The 20,538-nt window shown below is 74.1% G+C and carries 23 protein-coding genes; 9 read left to right on the top strand and 14 right to left on the bottom strand.

Translation table 11 applies throughout. From position 1 onward, the window contains the following. Positions 1–192 precede the first annotated feature (192 nt). The 3 genes from EIY87_RS34215 to EIY87_RS34205 all read left to right on the top strand — a co-directional run bounded on the left by EIY87_RS34215 (position 193) and on the right by EIY87_RS34205 (position 3,212). The gene (locus EIY87_RS34215; protein WP_125314033.1) at positions 193–1,212 is read left to right on the top strand and encodes a LuxR C-terminal-related transcriptional regulator; all 1,020 of its coding nucleotides are present in this window, start codon (positions 193–195) and stop codon (positions 1,210–1,212) included. 188 nt (positions 1,213–1,400) lie between these two features. Next, complete coding sequence (locus tag EIY87_RS34210) at positions 1,401–2,303, top strand: universal stress protein (RefSeq protein WP_125314032.1); 903 nt, start codon at positions 1,401–1,403, stop codon at positions 2,301–2,303. Positions 2,304–2,312: 9 nt separating this feature from the next. Beyond that, entirely contained in the window at positions 2,313–3,212 is a 900-nt protein-coding gene (locus EIY87_RS34205; protein ID WP_225440207.1) for a DMT family transporter, read from the top strand. Here the strand turns inward: EIY87_RS34205 and EIY87_RS34200 are convergent. The 11 genes from EIY87_RS34200 to EIY87_RS34155 form a co-directional block, all read right to left on the bottom strand. Further along, positions 3,188–3,865 carry a helix-turn-helix transcriptional regulator gene (locus EIY87_RS34200; protein WP_125314031.1) on the bottom strand — a complete coding sequence of 226 codons (678 nt, stop codon included), beginning with the start codon at positions 3,863–3,865 and terminating at the stop codon, positions 3,188–3,190. The genes EIY87_RS34205 and EIY87_RS34200 overlap by 25 nt on opposite strands. A gap of 8 nt (positions 3,866–3,873) precedes the next feature. Next, positions 3,874–4,056: a hypothetical protein gene (locus tag EIY87_RS34195; protein WP_125314030.1), complete on the bottom strand. Its 183-nt coding sequence runs from the start codon at positions 4,054–4,056 to the stop codon at positions 3,874–3,876. Continuing rightward, entirely contained in the window at positions 4,053–4,415 is a 363-nt protein-coding gene (locus EIY87_RS34190; RefSeq protein WP_125314029.1) for a DUF488 domain-containing protein, read from the bottom strand. The genes EIY87_RS34195 and EIY87_RS34190 overlap by 4 nt, the downstream gene beginning before the upstream one ends. Continuing rightward, on the bottom strand, positions 4,412–4,840 hold the full coding sequence (locus EIY87_RS34185) for a MarR family winged helix-turn-helix transcriptional regulator (protein ID WP_225440206.1): 429 nt from the start codon (positions 4,838–4,840) through the stop codon (positions 4,412–4,414). The genes EIY87_RS34190 and EIY87_RS34185 overlap by 4 nt, the downstream gene beginning before the upstream one ends. 17 nt (positions 4,841–4,857) lie before the next feature. Beyond that, entirely contained in the window at positions 4,858–5,757 is a 900-nt protein-coding gene (locus tag EIY87_RS34180; protein ID WP_158641415.1) for a universal stress protein, read from the bottom strand. A gap of 70 nt (positions 5,758–5,827) precedes the next feature. Further along, complete coding sequence (locus tag EIY87_RS34175; RefSeq protein WP_125314026.1) at positions 5,828–6,289, bottom strand: GreA/GreB family elongation factor; 462 nt, start codon at positions 6,287–6,289, stop codon at positions 5,828–5,830. Between the two features lie 90 nt (positions 6,290–6,379). After that, positions 6,380–6,556, bottom strand: coding sequence for a hypothetical protein (locus tag EIY87_RS47845; RefSeq protein WP_158641414.1), 177 nt, complete (start codon positions 6,554–6,556; stop codon positions 6,380–6,382). Positions 6,557–6,561: 5 nt separating this feature from the next. Beyond that, positions 6,562–7,824: an NAD(P)/FAD-dependent oxidoreductase gene (locus EIY87_RS34170; RefSeq protein WP_125314025.1), complete on the bottom strand. Its 1,263-nt coding sequence runs from the start codon at positions 7,822–7,824 to the stop codon at positions 6,562–6,564. Between the two features lie 109 nt (positions 7,825–7,933). Then, positions 7,934–9,472 carry a PucR family transcriptional regulator gene (locus tag EIY87_RS34165; RefSeq protein ID WP_125314024.1) on the bottom strand — a complete coding sequence of 513 codons (1,539 nt, stop codon included), beginning with the start codon at positions 9,470–9,472 and terminating at the stop codon, positions 7,934–7,936. Positions 9,473–9,507: 35 nt separating this feature from the next. Beyond that, positions 9,508–9,939, bottom strand: a complete 432-nt coding sequence (locus EIY87_RS34160; protein ID WP_125314023.1) for a hypothetical protein — start codon at positions 9,937–9,939, stop codon at positions 9,508–9,510. Between the two features lie 44 nt (positions 9,940–9,983). Beyond that, a complete protein-coding gene (locus EIY87_RS34155; protein ID WP_125314022.1) occupies positions 9,984–10,832 on the bottom strand; it encodes a LysR family transcriptional regulator in 849 nt (282 codons plus the stop codon). 90 nt (positions 10,833–10,922) lie between these two features. On the opposite strand from EIY87_RS34155, the gene EIY87_RS34150 reads away from it, so the two are divergent. After that, a complete protein-coding gene (locus tag EIY87_RS34150) occupies positions 10,923–11,753 on the top strand; it encodes a TIGR03620 family F420-dependent LLM class oxidoreductase (protein WP_125314021.1) in 831 nt (276 codons plus the stop codon). A 7-nt stretch (positions 11,754–11,760) separates the two neighbouring features. Here the strand turns inward: EIY87_RS34150 and EIY87_RS34145 are convergent, their stop codons facing one another. Next, a complete protein-coding gene (locus EIY87_RS34145; protein WP_125314020.1) occupies positions 11,761–12,147 on the bottom strand; it encodes a Dabb family protein in 387 nt (128 codons plus the stop codon). A 68-nt stretch (positions 12,148–12,215) separates the two neighbouring features. On the opposite strand from EIY87_RS34145, the gene EIY87_RS34140 reads away from it, so the two are divergent. The 4 genes from EIY87_RS34140 (at position 12,216) to EIY87_RS34125 (ending at position 16,016) form a co-directional block, all read left to right on the top strand. Beyond that, positions 12,216–12,827, top strand: coding sequence for a TetR/AcrR family transcriptional regulator (locus EIY87_RS34140; protein ID WP_125314019.1), 612 nt, complete (start codon positions 12,216–12,218; stop codon positions 12,825–12,827). Positions 12,828–13,049: 222 nt separating this feature from the next. Next, a complete protein-coding gene (locus EIY87_RS48145; RefSeq protein ID WP_191984371.1) occupies positions 13,050–13,295 on the top strand; it encodes a hypothetical protein in 246 nt (81 codons plus the stop codon). Next, on the top strand, positions 13,252–13,947 hold the full coding sequence (locus EIY87_RS34130; RefSeq protein WP_125314018.1) for a VOC family protein: 696 nt from the start codon (positions 13,252–13,254) through the stop codon (positions 13,945–13,947). The genes EIY87_RS48145 and EIY87_RS34130 overlap by 44 nt, the downstream gene beginning before the upstream one ends. Beyond that, the gene (locus EIY87_RS34125) at positions 13,944–16,016 is read left to right on the top strand and encodes a WD40 repeat domain-containing serine/threonine protein kinase (protein WP_404800126.1); all 2,073 of its coding nucleotides are present in this window, start codon (positions 13,944–13,946) and stop codon (positions 16,014–16,016) included. Before EIY87_RS34130 ends, EIY87_RS34125 begins: the two co-directional genes overlap by 4 nt. 13 nt (positions 16,017–16,029) lie before the next feature. On the opposite strand, the gene EIY87_RS34120 is transcribed toward EIY87_RS34125, so the two are convergent. Further along, the gene (locus EIY87_RS34120) at positions 16,030–17,109 is read right to left on the bottom strand and encodes a helix-turn-helix domain-containing protein (protein WP_125314016.1); all 1,080 of its coding nucleotides are present in this window, start codon (positions 17,107–17,109) and stop codon (positions 16,030–16,032) included. Positions 17,110–17,295: 186 nt separating this feature from the next. Between EIY87_RS34120 and EIY87_RS34115 the strand changes: the two genes are divergently transcribed. Continuing rightward, complete coding sequence (locus tag EIY87_RS34115; protein WP_125314015.1) at positions 17,296–19,599, top strand: ATP-binding protein; 2,304 nt, start codon at positions 17,296–17,298, stop codon at positions 19,597–19,599. Here EIY87_RS34115 and EIY87_RS34110 read toward each other — a convergent pair whose 3' ends face one another. After that, positions 19,600–20,478: a dienelactone hydrolase family protein gene (locus EIY87_RS34110; protein ID WP_125314014.1), complete on the bottom strand. Its 879-nt coding sequence runs from the start codon at positions 20,476–20,478 to the stop codon at positions 19,600–19,602. It abuts the gene before it with no gap. Positions 20,479–20,538 lie beyond the last annotated feature (60 nt).

Raw genomic sequence — 20,538 nt, 5'->3', positions numbered from 1 at the left:
AGAGCCAGGGCCGCGAAGCCGGCCACGGCGAGGATTCTTCGAGCTGAACGGGACACTATCCCTCCAGGGAATTTCCTACGAACGGCGATGGGATGCCGGTGTCCCGTTGTCTACAGTTCGTTCGGCCCTGGTGGTGACGCACTGGTGCCAGTGGCGCAATGGTGTCGGTCCGCCCGGTGGAGGTGCCCCCGAATGGTCCCCGAATCAATTGGCCATCTGGTGACGCTCGGCCTCAAACCGGACGAAGCCGAAATCTACCTCGGCCTACTTTCGTCGGGCCCCGTTCCGGTCGAGCGGCTCGTCGCCGCCACCGGCCGCGAGCCCGGCGAAGTCCGCCGTCTGCTCGACGTGCTCGCCGCGGTGGGCCTCGCCGGCGCCGTCGACGGGCCCGGGTCGCCGATCGCGGCGCTTCGCCCGGAACCCGTGCTGGAGGTGCTGAGCCGGGAACGCGAGACCGAGCTCGCCAGGGCCCGGCTGGCGATGACGCGCCTCTACGAGCAGTGCCGCCGGTCGTCGGGCGCCGAACCCGGCGCGTCGATGATCGAGGTGGTCAGCGGGACCGTGGCGGCCGAGCGCGTGCGGCGGCTGGAGCGGGCCGCGCGGACGGAGGTCCGCGGGCTGGATTCGCCGCCGTACTACGCCGACGCGGACGCCAACGAGATCGAGCTGGAGAACCTCGCCCGCGGCGTCCGGTACCGCGCGGTCTACGGGCGGCTCGCGCTGGAACGGCCCGAGTACGTCGCGGAAAACATCCTGGCGTGCGGGAAACTGGGCGAGGAAGCCCGGATCCTGCCGGAGGTGCCGGTCAAGCTGCTGATCATCGACGACGACTGCGCGGTGCTCTCCGGCGCGGACCGCACGGTGCTGCTGATCCGACCGTGCGGCTTGTTCGACGCCTTGGCCGGGCTGTTCGACATGTGCTGGCAGGTCGCCCTGCCGCTCGGCCTGGCCGACGACGGCTCCGGGTCCCCGATCCGGCCCAGCGAACGACGGCTGCTGGGCCTGCTCGCCGCCGGTCTCACCGACGACCAGGTCGCCCGCGTCCTCGGCGTGAGCCGGCGGACGATGTTCCGCTACCTCGAGAACCTGATGGCCCGCACCGGCGCGGCCAACCGGTTCCAGCTGGCCCTGCACGCCACCCGCAACGACTGGATCTCCGTCCCCGCGCGGCCGGTCCGGGCCGTCACGATTGGCCGGGCCCCGACCGGGTAGCCGAGGGGTGTCCCAGGGGCCCGGCGAAGTCGTGGCGGTTTGCCCGGCGGCGGCTTCGCCGACGTCTTGAATGAGTCATTCAGGTCTTCGGAGGTCCTGAATGACTCATTCAAGACACCGCAGGGCCCCTGAGGGGTATCCGGTGGCACGGGCCGGCGGCCACCGACTGATCGTGATCGGAGGTTGTGATGTCCGGAGCGTCCCCGGCACCGCGATGGGTTGTGGCCGGCTACGACGGATCCGGCCCGGCCAGGGCGGCGGTGGACTGGGCGGCCGAAGAAGCCGCCAGCCGCGGCTGCGCGCTGGCCGTGGTCCAGGTCGTCCACTGGTCACCGGGCGGCCCGCAGCCGGTGCCCGGCACGGACGAGGCGGAGCAGGAACTGACCGCTCGCACCCACGCCGAAGCCCTGCTCGCCGACGTCGCCGACGAGCTCGCCAAGTCCCGGCCGGAGCTGACCGTGCGAACGAGCGTCGAATCGGGCCGGACCGGCGAGGCGCTGGCCCGCGCCGCCCGGGAGGCGGAACTGCTGGTGATCGGCGCGTCCGGGCGGGGCGCGCTGCCGCGGGTCGTGCTCGGGTCGACGGCCGCCGAGCTGCTGCATTCCGGCGAGCGCCCGGTGGTCGTGGTCCGGTCTTCCGACTCCTACTCCGCGAACGGGCCGGTCGTGGTCGGCGTCGACGGGTCCGACCTCAGCGCCGAAGCCGTCGCCTTCGCCTACGACTTCGCCGACCGGCACGAGCGCGAACTGCTGGCCGTGCACTCCTGGGCCGACCTGCCCATGCACGCCATGGAACCCGTCGCCGGCTGGGCGGAGGACTGGCAGGACATCAGCCGGCGCGGGCAGGAGGTGCTCGCCGACGCCCTGGCCGCGCACGCCGAGCAGCACCCCGGCGTGGTCGTGCGCCGGACCGTCAGCATCGACCGGCCCGCCCGCGCGCTGCTGGACACCGCCGACGGCGCCGCGCTGCTGGTCGTCGGCAGCCACGGCCGCGGCACCCTCGGCAGGCTGCTGCTCGGCTCGGTCAGCCACGCGATGATCTACCACGCCCCCTGCCCGGTCGCCGTCGTGCACCCGCCCGCGAAGGCCTGAGCGGAGCCGATGCCTGTCAACGCTCACCCGACGTGGGCGATGGCCGCCGGAGCGCTCGGGGTCTCGACGTCGGCGGTGCTGATCGGCGTCTCGGGTGCGTCACCGGGGACGGCGACGTTCTACCGGTGCGCGCTGGCCGCGGCGATGCTGCTGCCGTTGGTGATCTTCGAGTGGCGCCGCGAAGGCCCGCCGTCGAATCGCCAACGGCTGTACGCGCTGGCCGCCGGGACGCTCTTCGCCGGCGACGCGCTGTGGTGGACCCAGGCGATCGGCGAGGTCGGGGCGGGACTGTCGACCGTGCTGGTCAACGCCCAGGTGGCGCTCGTCCCGCTGCTCGCCCTCGCCGTGGACCGGGAGCCGGTCAGCCGCCGCTTCCTGCTGCTCCTGCCCGTCATGCTCGCCGGGATCGTGCTCACCGGCGGCGTCCTCGACCAGGACGTCGGCGGTACCGACCCGCTCGCCGGCACGATCCACGCCCTGTTGGCGGCGGCGTGCTACTCGGGGTTCCTGTTCCTGCTGCGCCGCGGCGGGAGCGCGGGCCGGACCGTGCAGACCTACCAGTACGTGGTCGTGAGCGCGGCGCTGGTGTCGCTCGGCGCGGGGTTCCTCTGGCACGGCATGACACTGGCGCCGGGCTGGGCGCAGTTCGGCTGGCTGGTGCTGGTCGCGTTCGGCGGCCAGGTCGCCGGGTGGCTGCTCGTCGCGCTCGCGACCCCGCGGCTGCCCAGCGAGGTGGGCGCGGCCCTGCTCATGCTGACCCCGATCGGCGCTTTGGCTTTGGGCGCGATCGTCCTGGGCGAACGCCCGACACCGCTGCAGCTCACCGGCAGCGCGCTGATCCTGGCGGGCGCGTACTTCGCGTCCCGCCGCGCCCCCCGCCGTAGTCAAGAGCTCGACACGGCCAGGTGAGCCAGGCACAGGGACGGTTCGACGAAGGGGTCGAGCCGGTGCGCGTCGACCGGCGCGCGCACTTCGGCCAGGACGCCCTGCATCAGCCCGAGGTGCAGCGAGCACACCACCGCCTGGTGCTGCTGCGCGATTTCCCGGAACGGGCAGTGCCGGAGCGGGATGACCGGGTGGCCGTCGTCCTCGACGGCACCGGGCGCGAAGCCGGCGTCGGCGAGCACGGCCGACAGGCGCCGGATTCCCTCCTCGGCGTCGACGCGCTCGAACGGCGCCGGCCGCTCGGCCAGGTAACGGCCCCATTCCCGCCCCGCGGTGATGGCCGCCTGCCGTGGCTGCGGCAGTTCACCGGCGACCAGGGTGGTCAGCATGGTCGCGAGCAGCCGGTAGCTCCGCTGGCCGGCGTCCTGCACGGTCGCCCGGTAGACCATCCGGGGCCGGCCGGGCTGGGTGCGCTCCTCGACGTGCCGCTCGGCCAAGCCGGTGTCGACCAGGTTGTCCAGGTGGAAGCGGGCGGTGTTCGCGTGCAGGTTCGCCGCCGCCGCGACCTGCTGCACGCCGAGCGGCTCCGCCGCCGCGCGCAGCAGGTCCAGCACCCGGGCCCGGCTCTCGCCCGGCGCGGCCCTCGATGTGGCATCGGTCAACGGCCGTTCACGCATGCCTGATTTTAACCGAGTGGATTCGGTAGAACACCCGGCTCGCGGGACCGCGGGCTCGGGCAATGCGTCTCGGGATCGGCCTCGGCGTCCTCGATGAACTGGCCGCACTCCGGGCAGACGCGGTTCAGCCAGCACACCGGATCGCCGCCGGACGGCGGTTCGGCAGCGGGCGAGCGCGACGGCGTGGTCATCGGTCCTCCCCGAGCAGCCCGGCCAGGACCGCGGCGTGGCTGTGCGTCACGTCCTTGGTCGCGGTGAGCAGGGTCAGCGGCCCGCCGCGCGACAGGGCACGGAGGCGTTCGAGCGCCGCCCGGCCCGGGTCCGTGGCCAGTTCGTCGCGGTACCGGGCGGTGAAATCGGCGAACTTCCCCGGATCGTGGCCGAACCACTCGCGCAGCTCGGCCGAGGGGGCGACGTCCTTGGTCCAGTCGTCGAGGTCCAGCGCGTCCTTGCGGATCCCGCGGGGCCACAGCCGGTCCACCAGGACCCGGACGCCGTCCTCGGACGCGGGTTCGTCGTACACGCGCCGCACGCGCGGTCGTCCCGTCATTCTCCGCCTCCGTCGCCGTTGTCGTCCCAGCTGGGCAGGGTGAGCGCGGTGCCGAGGCGCCGGAGTTCGTCGCGGTGCAGCGCGCTCAGCTGCGCGAGGGCCCGCTGCCCGCCCGCGGTCAGCTGCACCCGCACGACGCGGGCGTCGGCCGGGTCCGGCGCCCGCTCCACCAGATCCTGCTTCTGGGCCCGGTCGACCAGTTCGACGACGCTGTGGTGCCGCAGCTGCAGCCGCTCGGCCAGCTCCCGCATCGTCGCCCACTCGCGACCGGGGAAACCCTTGAGCGCCAGCATCAGCTGGTAGTGCTGGGGCGTCAAGCCGTGGCGGCGCACCGTTTCCTCGCTGAAGCGCAGGTAACGCCGGATGCCGAAGCGGAAGCGCGCGAGCTCCTCGAAGTCCTGCTTGGTGAGCTGCTTCGATCGCACGCGCTCGTCCTTCGCCGTCATCGTTCCATGAGACCACGTCCACCCACCCGGACGACGGCGACGGGGCAGCCGGCGCGCTGCAGGACGGCTTGGCTCACCGACCCGGCCAGCGCCGCCCGCACACTCCCCCGGCCCCGGGTCCCGACCACGACGAGGGCCGCGCCGGCGGACTCGGCCACCAGCGCGTCCTGGGCCCGCCCCGGGACGAGCCGGAGGTCGATCCGCGCGGGGCCCAGGCGGGACCGCCACGGCGCGAAGACGCGCTGCAACGTCCGCCACTCGGCGGCTTCGGCGAGCGACCAGTCGTCGGTGACCGCGGCGAGGTCGGCCGTGCCGCGCGGGGCCCAGGCGTGGACGGCGGTGACGCCCACCCCGCGCTGCGCCGCGGCACGCACGGCGAATTCGACGGCGCGCGTGGAGCCGGACGAACCGTCGACACCGACCACGACGCGCGCGGCCGAGCGCCCGGGTTCCGCGGGCCGCATCGGGCGGACCACGACGACGGGGCACGCGGCGTGCATGGCGACCCGGCAGCTGACGGAACCGCCGAACACCCCCCACACCCCGCCCCGCCCGCGGCTGCCCAGGACGAGCAGCTCGGCGTCGTCGCACTGGGCGAGCAGCGCGGGCGCCCCGGCGCCGAGCACCAGCCGGGTGCTGATCTCCAGCTCGGCAGCCACCTCCCGCGCGCGTCGCACCGCCTGCTCGGTCACCGCCCTCGCGACGTCGGGAACACCGAAGTTTTCGTACGGGCACGGCACTTCACCCGTGACGGCCCACGACGGCGCCGCCGCGTAGGCGTGCACGACACGCAACGGGAGCTGCCGGACCGCGGCTTCCGCGGCCGCCCAGTCGAGTGCGTCGCGGGCGGACCCGGTGCCGTCCACGCCGACGACGATCGAACGTCCGCGCCGCATCGCCTCACCTCGTTCTCCGCCGTCGGTGAACCCCACATGTATCGTAACACGATATATGTGGCCCGGTCGCCTACCGGGCGAGCCGCCGGAAGCGCCCGTAAGGCTCGGCATCGATCAGGGTGACGCGAACCGTGGCGCCGTTGGGGACGCGGTAGGTCCGTTGCTCGCCTCGTTTCGCGCCGGCCAACGCGCGACCCAGCGGCGAGTCCGGCGAGTAGACGTCGAGGTCGTCCTGCCCCGTTTCGTCGAGCGAACCGAGCAGGAAGGTTTCGGCGGCGGCGCTGTCGTCGTACCGGACGGTGAGCACCATGCCCGGTTCGGCGATCCCGTCGTCGGGCGGATCTTCACCGACCACGGCGTCGCGCAGGATGTCGTCGATCTGGCGGATCCGGTTCCGGCGGTGGCGTTCCTGCACGATGCCGTCGGGATCGTCGCCGCCGGAAGCGCTTTCCCCGCGCATCAGGTCGGCGCGCTCCCGGAGCAGGCTGCGGTGGGTGTGCGGTGTCAGCCACGGACGAGCCGAGGTGGTCATGGTGTTCTCCTTCCGGGTGGTGGGCGTCCGTGGGGGCTGGACGGGAGGGGGAGGTCCCAGCCCCCACGGACATCGGTGAGCCCGCGTCGGTCAGCGGGGCTCTGGCTTGCCGAGCGCACCCGGCGGGAGGGCACCCGCGTCGATGGCGAACCCGGTGGCCGCCTTCAGCAGGATGTCCTTTTCGGTGCGCAGCAACGCGTTCTCGGCGCGGAGCCGGATCAGCTCGCTCCGCTCGCCCGGAGTCAGCGCTTCACCGTTCGCGGGCACGGCGGTCAGCGCAGGGGGTCGAACGGGCGGAGGGCTTCGGGCTGCTTGCCGGTGGTGATGTGCTCGGCGAGCAGGCGCCCGGTGACCGGTCCGTGGGTCAGCCCCCACATGCCGTGCCCGCCCGCGACGAACAACCCCGGCGCGCCGGCCGCGCCGATCACCGGGCGGCCGTCGGCGGTGACCGGGCGGGAGCCGACCCAGACGTCGGTGCGCTCGTCCCACCGGATGCCGGTGAGCAACGGCCGCGCCGAGGCGACGATCGCCTCGACCCGCGCCTCGTCGAGCGGCGCGTCCGGCTTCCGGAACTCCATGGTCCCCGCCACCCGGAGGCCCCCGCGGTACGGCGTGCACGCCACCCGGATGCCGGGCAGGTAGATCGGGCCCGGCACGGGGTCGTCCGTCGGGACGGTGAACGAGTAGCCGCGCCCGGCCCGCACCCCGGCGGTGACCCCGAACCGCTTGCCCAGCTCGCCGAGCCACGCCCCCGTGGCCAGGACCACGGCGTGCGCGGACAGCGTCTGCCCGGCCGCCGAGCGCACGGCGACGGCGTGCGGGTGCGGGCGCACGGAGGTGACGGCGAAGCGGTGCCGGATAGTGCCGCCCCGGCTGACCACCGCACGCGCGAGCGATTCGGCGAACCGGCCGGGGTCGACGTACCGCTGGCCGTCGAGCCGGACGCCGGCGCCGCCGGGGACGTTCACCTGCGGGAGCCGCTTCGCGAGATCGGTGGCGGTCAGGCCGGTGCAGGCGATTTCCTGGCCGGCTTCGCGCATGCGCCGCAGTTCCGCGAGCAGCCCGGCCGCCTGCTGGGCGGACTCGAACACCGCCGTGATGGGCGCGTCGATGGTGGGGGCGTCGACGCCGTTCGCGGTGAGGACGTCGAACGCTTCGAGGCATTCGTCGTTCAGCGGCAGGTTGGCCCGGACCGCGCGGGTCCAGGACGCGCCGGTGCAGTGCGCGGCGAACCGGGCCAGGAACGCCCACAGCCCGGGGTCCGGGGTCGCGGGGACGTGCAGCGGTGCCTGCCGGTCGAACAGCGTCCGCAGGCCGTAGCGCAGCACGCTCGGCTCGTTGAGCGGGATGGCGAGCCCCGGCGAAAGCCAGCCGGCGTTGCCCCAGGACGCCCCCGCGGCGACGCCCGCGCGGTCGACCACGGTCACCCGGACCCCGCGTTCCTGCAGGAACCACGCGGTCGACAGGCCGACCACGCCGGCGCCGATGACGATCACCGAGCGCGGGCCGCCGTCCAGCCGGTCGGGTTCGGGCATGAGGTCCTCCGGGGCGCGAGTGGTGCTGGTGCGGCCAGGATGACCCGGATCGGGGCCGGCGTGGTTGTCCGAATCGGACAATCCCGGCCGGCGCGTTTGTCGCTTCCGGTCAAACCGGCGGCTGGGCGACGGCCAGCTCGATGATCATGGCGAGCCGCTTCGCGGGCACGTCGAGCTGCAGGGTCGTCACCTCGGCCATCTTCCGCAGCCGATAGCGGATCGTGTTCGGGTGCACGCCGAGCCGCTCGGCGGCCTGCGCGAGGTCGCCCTGGGTCTCCAGCCACGCGCGCAGGGTGCCGAGGTAGCCGGTGCCGTTCTCCGCGTCGTGGCGGGCGAGGTCGGCGATCGGCCCCCGGGCCGGCGCCCGGCCGGCCGCCGCGGCCGCCCGCAGCCGCTGCACCAGGATGTCGTCCCAGGACTCGTCGTAGGCGATGGCCGCGTCGCCGCCGGGGTGCGCGTCGTGGAGGGCGACGCACTCGTCGGCTTCCTGCCGGCTCGCCGGCAGCTCGCCGAAGGTGGCCGCGGCCCCGATCCCCGCGACGACCGTCACCGGCCCGGGCAAGGCGGCCCGCATGCCGTCGACCCACTTCCGCGCCGCGGTGACCTCCTCCCCCGGCAGGACGGTGTACACGGTGTTGCTGAACAACGTGCTGCGTCCCGGCCGCGACCAGCCGAACCCGGTGGTGGCGCGTTCGAAGGCCAGCAGGAGCGCGGCGTGGCGCTCCTGCGCGATGTGGGCCTGCAGGGCGATCACCCGGAACCGCCCGGGCGCCAGCCCCAGCCGGCTGAGCACCGACGCCGCGTCCGGCGTGCCCTCGAGCAGCCGGATCACCAGATCGGACTCGACCTGCCGCTCGAGGTCCGCGCTCGCCCGCGACCGCAGCAGGTGCACCCCGACCGTGCGCGCGCTGTCCCGCAGCACGGCCCGCCGGGCGTCGTCGAGCGGGCGCTCGCACTCGACCCAGATCGAGCCCAGCGACTCGCGGCCGGCCCGGACCGCGACCACCATGCGCCCGCTCAGCCCCTGCTCCGGCGCGGCCTCGACGAACACCGGCTCGTCGGACGCCGCGAGGTGGGCGAACACACCCCGCCGTTCGAACAGCTCACGAGCGCGGTCCGGCACCCGGCGGCCGAGGATCGTCTCCAGCCGGACCTGGTCGGCGCCGTGCTGCAGGCTGGAATACGCGAGGACGCGGGAAAGCTGGTCCTCGATGGTCACCGTGCTGCCGAGTGCGTCGGCCAGGCTGTCGGCGAGGGCGAACAGGTCGGTCGGCCCGCGCCCCGACTCGGTCTCGCGCCCTTCGAGCACCAGCCCGTAGACGACACCGGCGAGCTCGCCCCACGACACCTCCGGCTCGACGGCGAGCACCGCGACCCCACCGGCCTCCGCGGCCGCGACCACCGCGGGTTCCACGGGCGCGGCCGCACGCACCAGGACAACCGACGCCCGGGCGGCGGCCGCCAGCTCCACGGCCGCGACGGCGGACTCCGCCCCGACGGCGAGGTACACGTCCCCGCGCGGCCGGCGGGCCTCACCCGGGTCGTGCATCACGACATCGCGCAGCGACACGTCCCGCGAGACCGGGCAGCAGCACAGCCGCACGCCGTACCCGCCGAGGACGTTCACCAGCCGGTCCAGGGTCACCATGACCCGTTCCTACCCCACAACGGCGTCCGGCCCGGTCAGCGGGCGGCGATGCCCAGCGCCACCAGTGCGGCGACCTTCAGCACCTCGGCACCGACGTAGGCGAGGTGCGCGCGCGACCGCGGCAGCTCCGCGCCATCCGGCGCGCTCAGCACCCGGTCCGTGCGGCGGTTCAGCCGCGGCCGGACCACGGCGAGCTGGATCGCCAGCAGGACGAGAACGGCGATGACCAGCACGCTCGCCGGTGTCGCGAAACCCCCGACGGCCACGGCGACGACGAGCCCGGCGGCCAGCACGCACTCGACGACGTTGAGCGCCCGGAACACCAGCCTGCCAATGCCCAGGCCGAGCGGGATCGTCACCCCGGGCGCGCGGAACTTCAGCGGTGCCTCGATGAAGGAGATGCCGATCACCAGGCCGAGCCAGGTGAAGCTGAAGGCGCTCAGGAGCGCGCCGGAGGTCTGGTCCACAAGCGTATTTTACATGAGTAGGTGTTGTAAAAACCGGCGAGCGGTCAATCGCCGAAAGCCGCTCGGTGGGCCACCGCGCAGCCGGACGGGAGGTCGGCCGGGATGACGACACTGCCCGTGATCGTCGTGCGCGGGTCGAGCGGGATCGCGCGCACCCGGGTCGAGCGGAGGTCGGCGACCTGGTCGGCGGGCAGCACCGTCCAGCTGCCCGGGTCGGAGCCGACCTCGACGATCGTGTCCCCGACCGTGGCCGCCCGGTGTCCCGCGCGGACCGGGACACCGGCCTCCCGCAGCGCCGTCACCACCGACGGGTCGTGGTCCTCGGCCGTCCGGAAAGGACCGTCGGCCAGTTCCGCCACGCCGACGGCCGCGCGATCGGCGGCCGCGTGCCGCGCGGACACCACCGCGAACAGCGACTCGGTCCACGTCGGCAGCACCCGCAGCCCGGGCGCGGCCCGCACCCCCCGCGCGAGTGCCAGGTCGACTTCGCCCTGCCGGAGGGCGTTCAGGCGCGCGGGCAGCGGCAGGTCGACGAGCACCACGTCGAACGCCGGCGCCCGCTCGCGCAACGCGTCGATTCCCCGCTCCAGGCGCGCGGTGAACTGCCCGGTGCCGGTGCCGATGCGCATCACGCCCGCCCGCGGGGTCGCCGCGACGCGGACGCGGTCGGCGGCCGCCAGTGCCTCGCGCGCCGCGTCGAGCACCCGGAGGCCCTCCGCCGTGAGCCGGACCCGGCGCGGTGAGCGGTCGAAGAGCCGGACGCCCAGCTCGCGTTCCAGCCGGGCGATCTGCCTGCTGACCGCGGGCTGGGCGATGTGCAGCCGGTCGGCGGCCCGGCCGAAGTGCAGTTCGTCGGCGACCGTGACGAAGTACCGCAATGCCCGTAGTTCCACCGGTCCTCCCCTGCGACGATGCCGCCAGGTTATCGCTGCGCGTGCGGCCTCGTCCTGGTTCGCGCCGCGCCGCCGTGCTGAAGTCGCGGCATGACCATCGATCTCGGCCTGTTCGGCGCGCACCTGCGCGAGCACCAAGTCACCCCGGAGAGCGCGGCGGAAGTCGAGCGGGCCGGCTACGGCACGCTCTGGCTGGACGCCTCGCCGCCGGCCGACCTCGCCCTCGCCGAGCGGCTGCTCGACGCGACCACCCGGCTGGTCGTCGGCACCAGCGTGGTGAACGTCTGGACCGCCGACGCGGACACCGTCGCCGCCTCCTACCACCGCATCGAAGCCAAGCACCCCAGCCGGTTCGTCCTCGGGGTCGGCATCGGGCACCGCGAGGTCCACGCCGAGTGGGCGTCGCCGTACGACACCCTCGTGTCCTATTTGGACCGGCTCGACCGGGCGGGCGTCCCGGCCGGGCGGGTGGTGGTGGCCGCGCTCGGGCCGAGGATGCTGCGCCTGGCCCGCGACCGCACCGCGGGCACCATCCCGTGCATGGTGCCCGCCGAGCACACCCGCCAGGCGCGTTCCGCCGTCGGCACGGGCAAGCTGCTGCTGCCCGGGCACTTCGCCCTCGTCGAGCCGGACGCCGGACGAGCGCGCGCGATCGCCCGGAACGCGCCACCCGGAACGGCGCTGGCGGTCGCCAACTACGCGAACAACCTCCGGCGGCTCGGCTACACCGACGAGGACCTTTCCGGCGCCGGCAGCGACCGCCTCATCGACGCGCTCGTCGCCCACGGCGACCCGGCCACCGTCGCGACCCGGCTGCTGGCCCACCGGGACGCCGGCGCCGACCAGGTCGGCGTCTACCCCCTCGGCGACGAGCCGGTCGCCACGCTCCTCGCGGTCGCCGAAGCCGTGCGGGCCGGGTGAGCGGCGCTCACGCGGGGATCGCGTTCAGCTGCCGCTCCCAGTCCGGGTACTTCGCGAGCTTCGCCTGGTGCAACGCGAAGATCTTCGCGCCGGTCTCGGGGTCTTCGTCGTCGGTGAACCGCACCGCCGAGAGCCGCGCCAGACGCGGCAGGATGACGTCGTCCCCGGCCAGGTGCACCGGGTCGTGCATGTACCGCTCGAGCGCGGCGAGGTCTTCGACGCCGACGCAGTAGGCGTGGGTGAAGCCGTCGGCCGGGTCACCGAGGTCCCGGCCGACGGTGCCGAACGCGGCGGATTCGACGCCCGCCGTCCGCCGCATGGCTTCGAGGACGGCTTCGCGCTCGTCCTCGGTGACGTCGTCGCGGAAGCGGAACCGCAGCAGGTTGACGATCAAGGTGTCCTCCCAAAGTGAACTCGTGAGTTCAAATTAGCGAACTGATGCGGCCGTTGTAAACTACGTCCATGACCAGGACCGGTGGCCGCATCGACAAGCGGCAGGCGATCCTCGACGCCGCGTTCGCCGTCTTCGCCCGTGCCGGCTTCGACGCGGCGAACGTCCAGGAGATCGCCGACGCGGCCGGGGTGGCGAAACCCACGGTCTACAACCACTTCCAGGACAAGGACACCCTGTTCCGCGCCGCGCTCGCCGCGGCCGCGGAGCAGGTCGCGGCGGCCAACCTCGCGGCGGTGGCGCGGATCGCCCCGGACGGCGACCCACGCCGGAGCCTCACGCGCGCCGCCCGCGCCCTGGCCCGCCGCTGCTGCGACGAGCAGTCCCGCGCCCTCCGCACGCTCACCTACGCCCAGCTGGGCCGGTTTCCGGAGCTGCTGACCGACGTCCACGCGGTCACCGCCGGACGGCTGGCCGACGCGCTCGCGGACCGCCTCGCCCGGCTGGTCGTCGGCGGGCAGCTGCGCCACTGCGATCCCGCGGTCGTCGCGGAGCAGTTCCTCGCCCTGCTGACCGGCCCGCTCGAACGCCGCTCGCAGCTCGGAACCCGCCGGCTCCCGGCCGCCGAGATCGACGCGGTCGCCGACAACGCCGCCGAAACGATCGTGCGGACCTTCGCCTGACGTTGCACAACAAACCGGCGACCCGGCACCGGCAGGCAGTCTCCCGTGGCCGGTCGCGATCGGGTTTCTCGCCGACTGCCGTTAAGGCCACCTTACGGGCGTCAGACGCCCGTAAGGTGGCCCTGACGGCATGGGGTTCCAGGCGACCGACCACTCATCGACCTCTGCGGCCGAGCACAGAAGGCGGAGCCGCCCGCCGCGGGCGGCGCGCACGGGCACCACGTGATCGTCCACTACCGCGCGAACGCCGCTCACGCCGCCGAAGTCGTCCGGGAGATCGAGGCCGCGGTCGCGCTGGCGGCCGACCCCGCGCTGCGCGCGGCCACCGGGACGACGCTGCGGATCGACGGCGGCTGGTCGGCGGCCCGGCCAGCTGACCCATATTGGCTTGCCGCCCGCCCGGGCCGGTGGCTACGTTCCGGGAATGCGTTCGCTGGCGGTGACCTTCGAGGCGGAGAACCCGGCTGAACCGGCACGCTTCTGGGCCGCTCTGCTCGGTCGGGACGTCGTCGAGGACGCCGGCGGTGTGCTGCTGCCGGGCGGGGACACCCAGCTCGGCCTGCGGTTCGTCCCGGGCCGCGCCGGCCGGGTCGGCGCGCACCGGATGCACCTGCACCTGACCAGCGCCGACCTCGACGACCAACAGCACACAGTGGCCACGGCGATCAGCCTCGGCGGCCGCCACACCGACGTCGGGCAGCGCCCCGAGGAGCCGCACGTCGTCCTGGCCGACCCGGCGGGCTACGAGTTCTGCGTGATCGAGCCCGGCAACGACTACCTCGCCGGGTGCGGCCCGCTGGGCGAGCTGACCTGCGCCGGCAGCCGGCGGGCCGGCCTGTTCTGGAGCAAGGCGCTGGGCTGGCCGCTGGTGTGGGACCAGGGCGAGCAGACCGCGATCCAGTCACCGCGCGGCGGCACGAAAGTCGCTTGGGACACCTGGGAAAACCCGCCCGCGCCGGCGAACCGGCAGCGCTTCGAACTGCTCCCGGACGGCGACCGGCGAGCGGCGGTCGAGAAGCTGATCTCCCTCGGCGCCACTCGGCTCGGCACCCGCGACGACGGCACCGTCGTACTGGCGGATCCGGACGGCACCGAGTTCCGCGTGCGCCACGGCGGCTGACCGGTTCCCGCCAACCGCCCCCACGGCTGCCGCCGAGGTGCCAGGATCGGTGCGATCACAGGTTTCTGGAGGACACCATCGACCACCGCAGCACGATCGGGCCGTACCGGATCCTCGGGCAGCTGGGCAGCGGCGGCATGGGCCAGGTGGTGCTCGGCAGCGGCCCCGACGGCAGGCTCGTCGCGCTCAAGCTCGTGCACCGGCACCTCGCCGAAGACCCGGGCTTCCGCGCGCGGTTCCGCGAGGAAGTCCGTGCCTCGCAAGCTGTTTCGGGTGCCTACACCGCGGCCGTCGTCGATGCCGATCCCGACGCCGAGACCCCGTGGCTGGCCTCCGTGCACATTCCGGGGCCGTCGCTGGACGAAACGCTCACGGCGCTCGGCGGGCTGCCCGAAGCCGCCGTGCTCCGGCTGGCCGCCGGGCTCGCCGGCGCGCTGCGCCAAATCCACCGCGCCGGCCTGGTGCACCGCGATCTCAAGCCGTCCAACGTGCTGCTCGCCGACGACGGGCCGCGCGTCATCGACTTCGGCATCGCCCGCGCCGCCGACGACCGGCCCGGCATCACGCGGTCGGGCTGGCTGATCGGCTCGCCCGCGTTCATGTCCCCGGAGCAGGCGCGCAGCGAACCGGCGACCCAAGCCGGGGACATCTTCTCCTTCGGCGCCGTGCTCGTCGCCGCCTGCACCGGCGCCAGCCCGTTCGACGGCGGGAACACGTTGCAGACGCTGAACAACGTCGTGCTGGCCGACCCCGACCTCGGCGCGCTGCCGTCGTCGATCCGGGAGATCGTCCGGCCCTGCTTCGCCGCCGCTCCCGACCGGCGGCCCACCGCCGCGGAGCTCGTCGAATCGATCGGCCCGCAGGCACCCTCCGCGCGGCCGTGGCCGCCCGAGGTGGAAGAGCTCATCCGGCAGCGGCACGCCGAGGTCGCGAGACTGGCCGGCAGCGCACCGGACGCGCCGACCCGGGTCGCGCCGCCCGCGCCGGCCCGGCAGGCCACGGCCGTCCTCGCCCGGCCCCGGCGGCGCGTGCTCGCCGTGGCGATCGCCGTGGTCGTCCTCGCCGCCGGCGGCGTCACGGCCTGGAAGCTCTGGCCACCACCGCAACCCCCGGCACCGCCGCCGGCCGCGCCCCACCTCGTCCCGGCCGGCACCATCGCGGGGACCGAGCAGGCGCGCTGGGCGCAGTTCAGCCCGGACGGCCGGGTGCTCGCGGTCGAGAACACCGACGGGACCGTGCAGCTGCGGGAGGTGGCCACCGGCCGTCAGCTCGGCCAGATCCTCGGCCCGTTCGGCGAAAACGGCGCGGAGGACTTCACCTTCACCGCCGACAGCCGCACCCTCGTCACGGCGAAACTCGACAGCGACCACGCGGTCGTGCAGCAGTGGGACGTGGCGACCGGCAGCCCGGCGGCCGCGCCCCTCGACGCCGGGAAGGTCGACACCCGGTTCCTGCACCCGACGCTCAGCCCCGGCGGCCGAACCCTCGCCGTCGCCGCCGACGACACCGGCCACGAATCGGGCGTCTACTTCTGGGACGTCCCCGGCCGCCGGCAAACCTGGTTCGCCGACACCACGGCCAATGTCACGCAGGCCGCCTTCAGCGAGGACGGCCGCACCCTGGCCATCCGCGACTGGGCCGCCGGCAGCGCGCCCGAGCCGCTGACCCTGTGGGACGCCACCACCCGGCAGCAACGCGGACCGGCGATCACGCTGCAGAAGGACGATTCATACCGCTGGGTCTCGTTCGCCCCGGGCGGCCGGTACCTGATCACGGTCGACGAAACGGCGGAGACCTGTTACGTCCGGCTGTGGGACCCGGTCACCCACAACCAGGTCCGCGCCCCGATCACGATCGCACCGGCCCCGGACAACCAAGCCCAGCTGAACGCGGACGGCACCCGCCTGCTCACGCTGTCCGACGCCACCCTCACGTTCACCGACCTGGCGGACGGCCACGCGATCGCCACCCTCACCGACGTCCGTTGGGCGAGGTTCAGCCCGGACGGTCGGACCATCGCCACCTTCGGCAAGGACGGGCCCGTCCGCCTGTGGCACCCACCCGCCTGATCGCGACCCACGGTCAAGCGGTTCGCGCCACGGACTCGGCCTCGGCGGCCAGCACCCGCTCGGCCCGCAGTGCGATCCGCAGGCCGAGCCGTTCTTCAGGATCGTCCAACCGCGCCCCGAACAAACTACGCAACCGGCGAAGGCGGTTTCGCGCGGTCTGCGGGTGGATACCCAGCCTTCCCGCAACTTCGGGCGCACCGCCGCGGGCATCGAGCACCGCGTCGAGGGTTTCGGCGAGCTTCGCGCGCTGGTTCGGGGCCAGCCCGGACAACGGCGCCAGGCTGCGTGCGGCGAGCGCGCCGGTCAGCAGCTCGTCCGCGACCAGCCAGTGGGTGGTCAGGTGGTCGGGCCACCGGACGAGGCCGTCACCGGGCAGCACGCCACGGCCTCGCAGCTCCCACGCCCGCTGCGCCCAGTACAGCGACGTCGCCGCTTCGGGCACGGGGACGACCGGCCCCGTCGCGGCCGGGCCGTGGCCCAGTACCCGCGTCAGGTCGGCACTCGCCGGGAGCAGCAGGTAGGGCGGTGCGGCCGTGAGGTCGGTGAGCATTCCGGGGGTGAACGGCGCGACGCGCGCCCCGGCCGCCACGACGACGGCCACGACGCGCTCGGGCGGCTGCCAGCCCGCACGCGCGGCCAGGTCGGTCCACGGCCCGCCGGTCACCAGCCGGCGCACCAGGTCCCGGCGCAGATCGGTGGCGGTCGGCACGTGCGCGGCCCGGAACGCCTCGGTGGACAGCCGGATCAGGATGTCGACGCAGCGGAGCACGGCGTCCACCCCGGCACCGACGACACCCGCGTCCGCCCGGCGGCCCAGCTCCGCCACGATCGGGAGCGCGCGGCGGCCGCCCGCCTGGTAGGCCCGGGACAGGCGGTCGAGGTCGCCGCCTGCCGCGTGCTCCGCGACGCCGGCGCGGCGGAAGGCGTCCGTGCGCCCGACCGGCGCCGGCCGGGAGCCGCTCAGCAGCGCCGCCACGAACTCCGCGGCGTCCGCGTCGAACAGCGGGGCGTGCTCGGGGACGGCGTGCCGGATGCCCGCGACGATCGCGCGGGCGAGCGGCGCCGCGGCACCAGGGGGCAAGGGGGTGGTCATCGTCGACCTCCGGAGCGGGCGGGCAGCGCTGGAGCGCCGAGTCTGGCCCGCCGTCGCCGCCGGACGCGTCGACAGAAACACGTATCCCCGCGATACGTACCCTGCCGCCGATCGGCGCATCGGGCGTTGGGCCACATGGACAGCGCGGCCGGGACCGATCAGGATGTCGGTGGTGGACGGATTCGGATGACGGCGGGCGGAGCGCGACGCGACCTCACGAGCTACGTGGGGCGCGCCGAGGACGAGGGTGAAGTGCGGCGCCTGCTCGGCGAGGCCCGCCTGGTCACGCTGACCGGTCCCGGCGGGGTGGGCAAGACCCGGCTCGCCGGCCGGGTCGCCGGCTCGGTGACCCGCGCGTTCCCCGACGGCGTCGCCGTGGCCGGCCTCGCCGAGCTGCGCGACGGCACCATGGTCACCCGCACGCTCGCCGACTGCCTCGGCCTGCACGACACGGCCGCCCGGACGGCCCGCGACACCGTCCTGGCCCACCTGCGCGAGCGGCGGATGCTGCTGGTGCTGGACAACTGCGAGCACCTCGTCACCCACTGCGCCGAGCTGGTCGAGGTCCTGCTGCAGCGGTGCCCGGACCTGGTGGTCCTGGCGACCAGCCGGTGTTCGCTGCGGGTCGCCGGGGAGCGGGTCCTGCCGATCGCGCCCTTGGCGGTGCCTCCGGAAAGCGCCCTGACCGCCGGGGACGCGCTCGTGTACGACGCGGTGCGGCTGTTCGTCGACCGGGCGGCCGAGGTGCTGCCGTCGTTCCGGCTCACCGAGGACAACGCGGCCGCCGTGGTGGGCTTGTGCCGGCAGCTGGACGGCCTGCCACTGGCCGTCGAGCTGGCCGCGGCACGCATCCGCGTGCTCTCGCCCGGCCAGATCGCCGAGCGGATGAGCGCGAGCCTCGCGGTGCTGACCACCGGCGCGCGGTCGCTGCCCGAACGCCACCGCAGCCTGCGGGCCACCATCGAGGGCAGCCACTCGCTGTGCACGGACGTCGAGCGCACGGTCTGGGAGTGCTGCTCGGTGTTCGCCGGCGCGTTCGACCTGTCCGCCGCCGAGGACGTCTGCGCGGCCCCCGGCCCGGCCGGGCTCGACGGCCTCGCGGTGCTGGACGCCGTCGACGGCCTGGTCGACAAGTCGGTCCTGCTGCGCGTCGAGGGGGTGACCGCGGTCCGCTTCCGGATGCTGGAGGCGCTGCGCGAGTTCGGTCAGGAACGGCTGGCCGGCGCCGGGATCGCCGAGGCGATCGCCCGGCGGCACCGCGACCACCACGTACGGCTGCTCGGCCAGGCCGACGCCGAATGGTTCGGCCCCCGGCGCGACCACTGGTTCGCGCGCCTGTCCGACCAGCACGCCGACCTCCGGGCGGCGCTGTCGTGGTCGCTGCGCGACCCGGACGAGGCCGTGGTCGTCCTCCGGATGGCGAGCGGCGTGATCGAGTACTGGATGGCGCGGGGCGCGGCGTGGGAGATCCGGGAGTGGCTCGACCGCGCCCTCGCCGTCACCGCCGAAGACGCCCCGGGCCGGGCGAGGGCCCAGGCCCGCGCGGCTCTCTGCGCGGCCCTCCACGCGGATCTGGACGGGGCGAGGCACCGGCTGAAGCTGGCCGAAAGCATCGGCGACGAAGACGCGGTTCCCCACCTCTGCCACGCACGCGCCTTCGTGGCGCTGATCGCGGTCGAGCCGCACGCGCTGGAGAACGCCGCCGAAGCCGTGCGGATCTTCGACGCGCGAGGAGCCGTCCGGAGCCGGCTGCACCCGATGTTCATCCAGGCGGTGGCCACGGCGTACCGCGGCGACCTCGCCGGCGCCCGGCACCTGCTGGCGGAGATGCGGCGGCTGTGCGAATCGGCGCGCGACGATTCCTACCGGTCCATGGCCCTGTTCGGGCTGGGCACGGTCGAGATCTTCTTCGGCGGCGACCTCGACGTCGGGGAACGCGCGATGCGAGACGCGCTGGAGATCGACCTTCGGGGCCCGGACGTGCTGTCGGCGGCGTACCGGGTGGACGGACTGGCGTGGGCGTCGGCCCGGCGCGAAGACTGGCCGCGCGCGGCGAGGCTGTTCGGCACGGCGGCGACGTTGTGGGACCGATGCGGTGCGGAGCCGGACATCGCCGTGTCGCTGGCCCACCGGCAGCTGCTGCAGGCCACTCGCGACGCGCTGGGCGACACGCGGTTCGAGGAGGCCTTCGGCGAAGGGCAGGCGCGGAACCCGCACGACATCCTGGCACCGCCGGCGAGCCCGGCGCCCGCGGACGGCCCCGCCGTGCTGCCGCCCCTGACCCAGCGCGAATCGGAGATCGCCAGGCTGGTCGCGACCGGGCTGAGCAACCGCGAAATCGCCGTCCGCCTGGTCATCGCCCAGCGGACCGCGGAAACCCACCTCCAGCACATCTTGAACAAGCTGGATCTCGCCAACCGGACCCAGGTCGCCATCTGGGTGAACGAAAAGCACGCCACCGGGACGGGACCCGGACCCGGTCCGGCGTGATCAGCCCAGCGGGCAGGTGCCCCGGTACGCGGCGATCGCCGGGTCACCCGTGGGCAGCGGGCAGAGGAACTGCTCGTACCGCGTGTCCTCGTCGACGAAGCGCTTGAGCCAGGAGATGCTGTACTCCGCGATCGTGGTGTTCGGCTTGGTCGGCGCCAGGTGCCCGACCCCGGCGAGCAGCAGGTACGCCTTGTCCAAAGTGGACGGCAGACTCTGGTAGAACGGCCGCGAGAAGGTCCCGTCCGGGGCGATGAAGTCGTTCTGGGCGCTCACCACGAACGTCGGCACCCGCAGGTCGGAGAAACTCGTGTTGGGGCTCCAGCCGGTGAGCGGGATCGCGGCCTTCAGCGTGGGCGCCTTCCGGGCGGCGATCAGCGTCCCGCCCCCGCCCATCGAATGCCCCATCACGGCCAGCCGGTTCCGGTCGACCCGGTCCTTGGCCTGGCTGGCATCGGTGACGTACCGCAGCGCCGCGAGCAGCTCTTCCGAGCGGGCGTCCGGGGTGTCCCACACGCTGTTCGTGGCGATCGTGATGACGACGAACCCCTGCGACGCGAGCCGCGGGCCGTACCAGGCGATGGCGCTTTCGGCTTCGAGAAAACCCGGCGCGACCGCCACGGCGCCGAACGTGCCCTGGCCGGTGTCGGTCGGGAAGTAGATCGTTCCCCCACCGAACCCCTGTCCGGCGCCGACCTTTTCCGTGCCGACGGCGAACGGGCCTTGCTCCGCTTCGACGGAGGCTTCGGTCGGGGCCGGCCCCCGCGCGAACGGGTTGTCGCCGGCGAGACCCGCCGACGCCGGGCTCGTACCCGATGCGGCGAGGAGAACAGCGCCCAGGGCGCCGGCGGCCCATGATTTCCATCGTGCTTTCCGCGACATTGCGAACGTCCTCTCCGGAATCCCCCGTCGACGACGGGAGGCCCAGGTATAGCGAGCGCG

The organism is Amycolatopsis eburnea (assembly GCF_003937945.1).
In the GTDB taxonomy this organism is placed as follows: domain Bacteria; phylum Actinomycetota; class Actinomycetes; order Mycobacteriales; family Pseudonocardiaceae; genus Amycolatopsis; species Amycolatopsis eburnea.
This window is presented reverse-complemented; position numbering and strand designations above follow the sequence as displayed.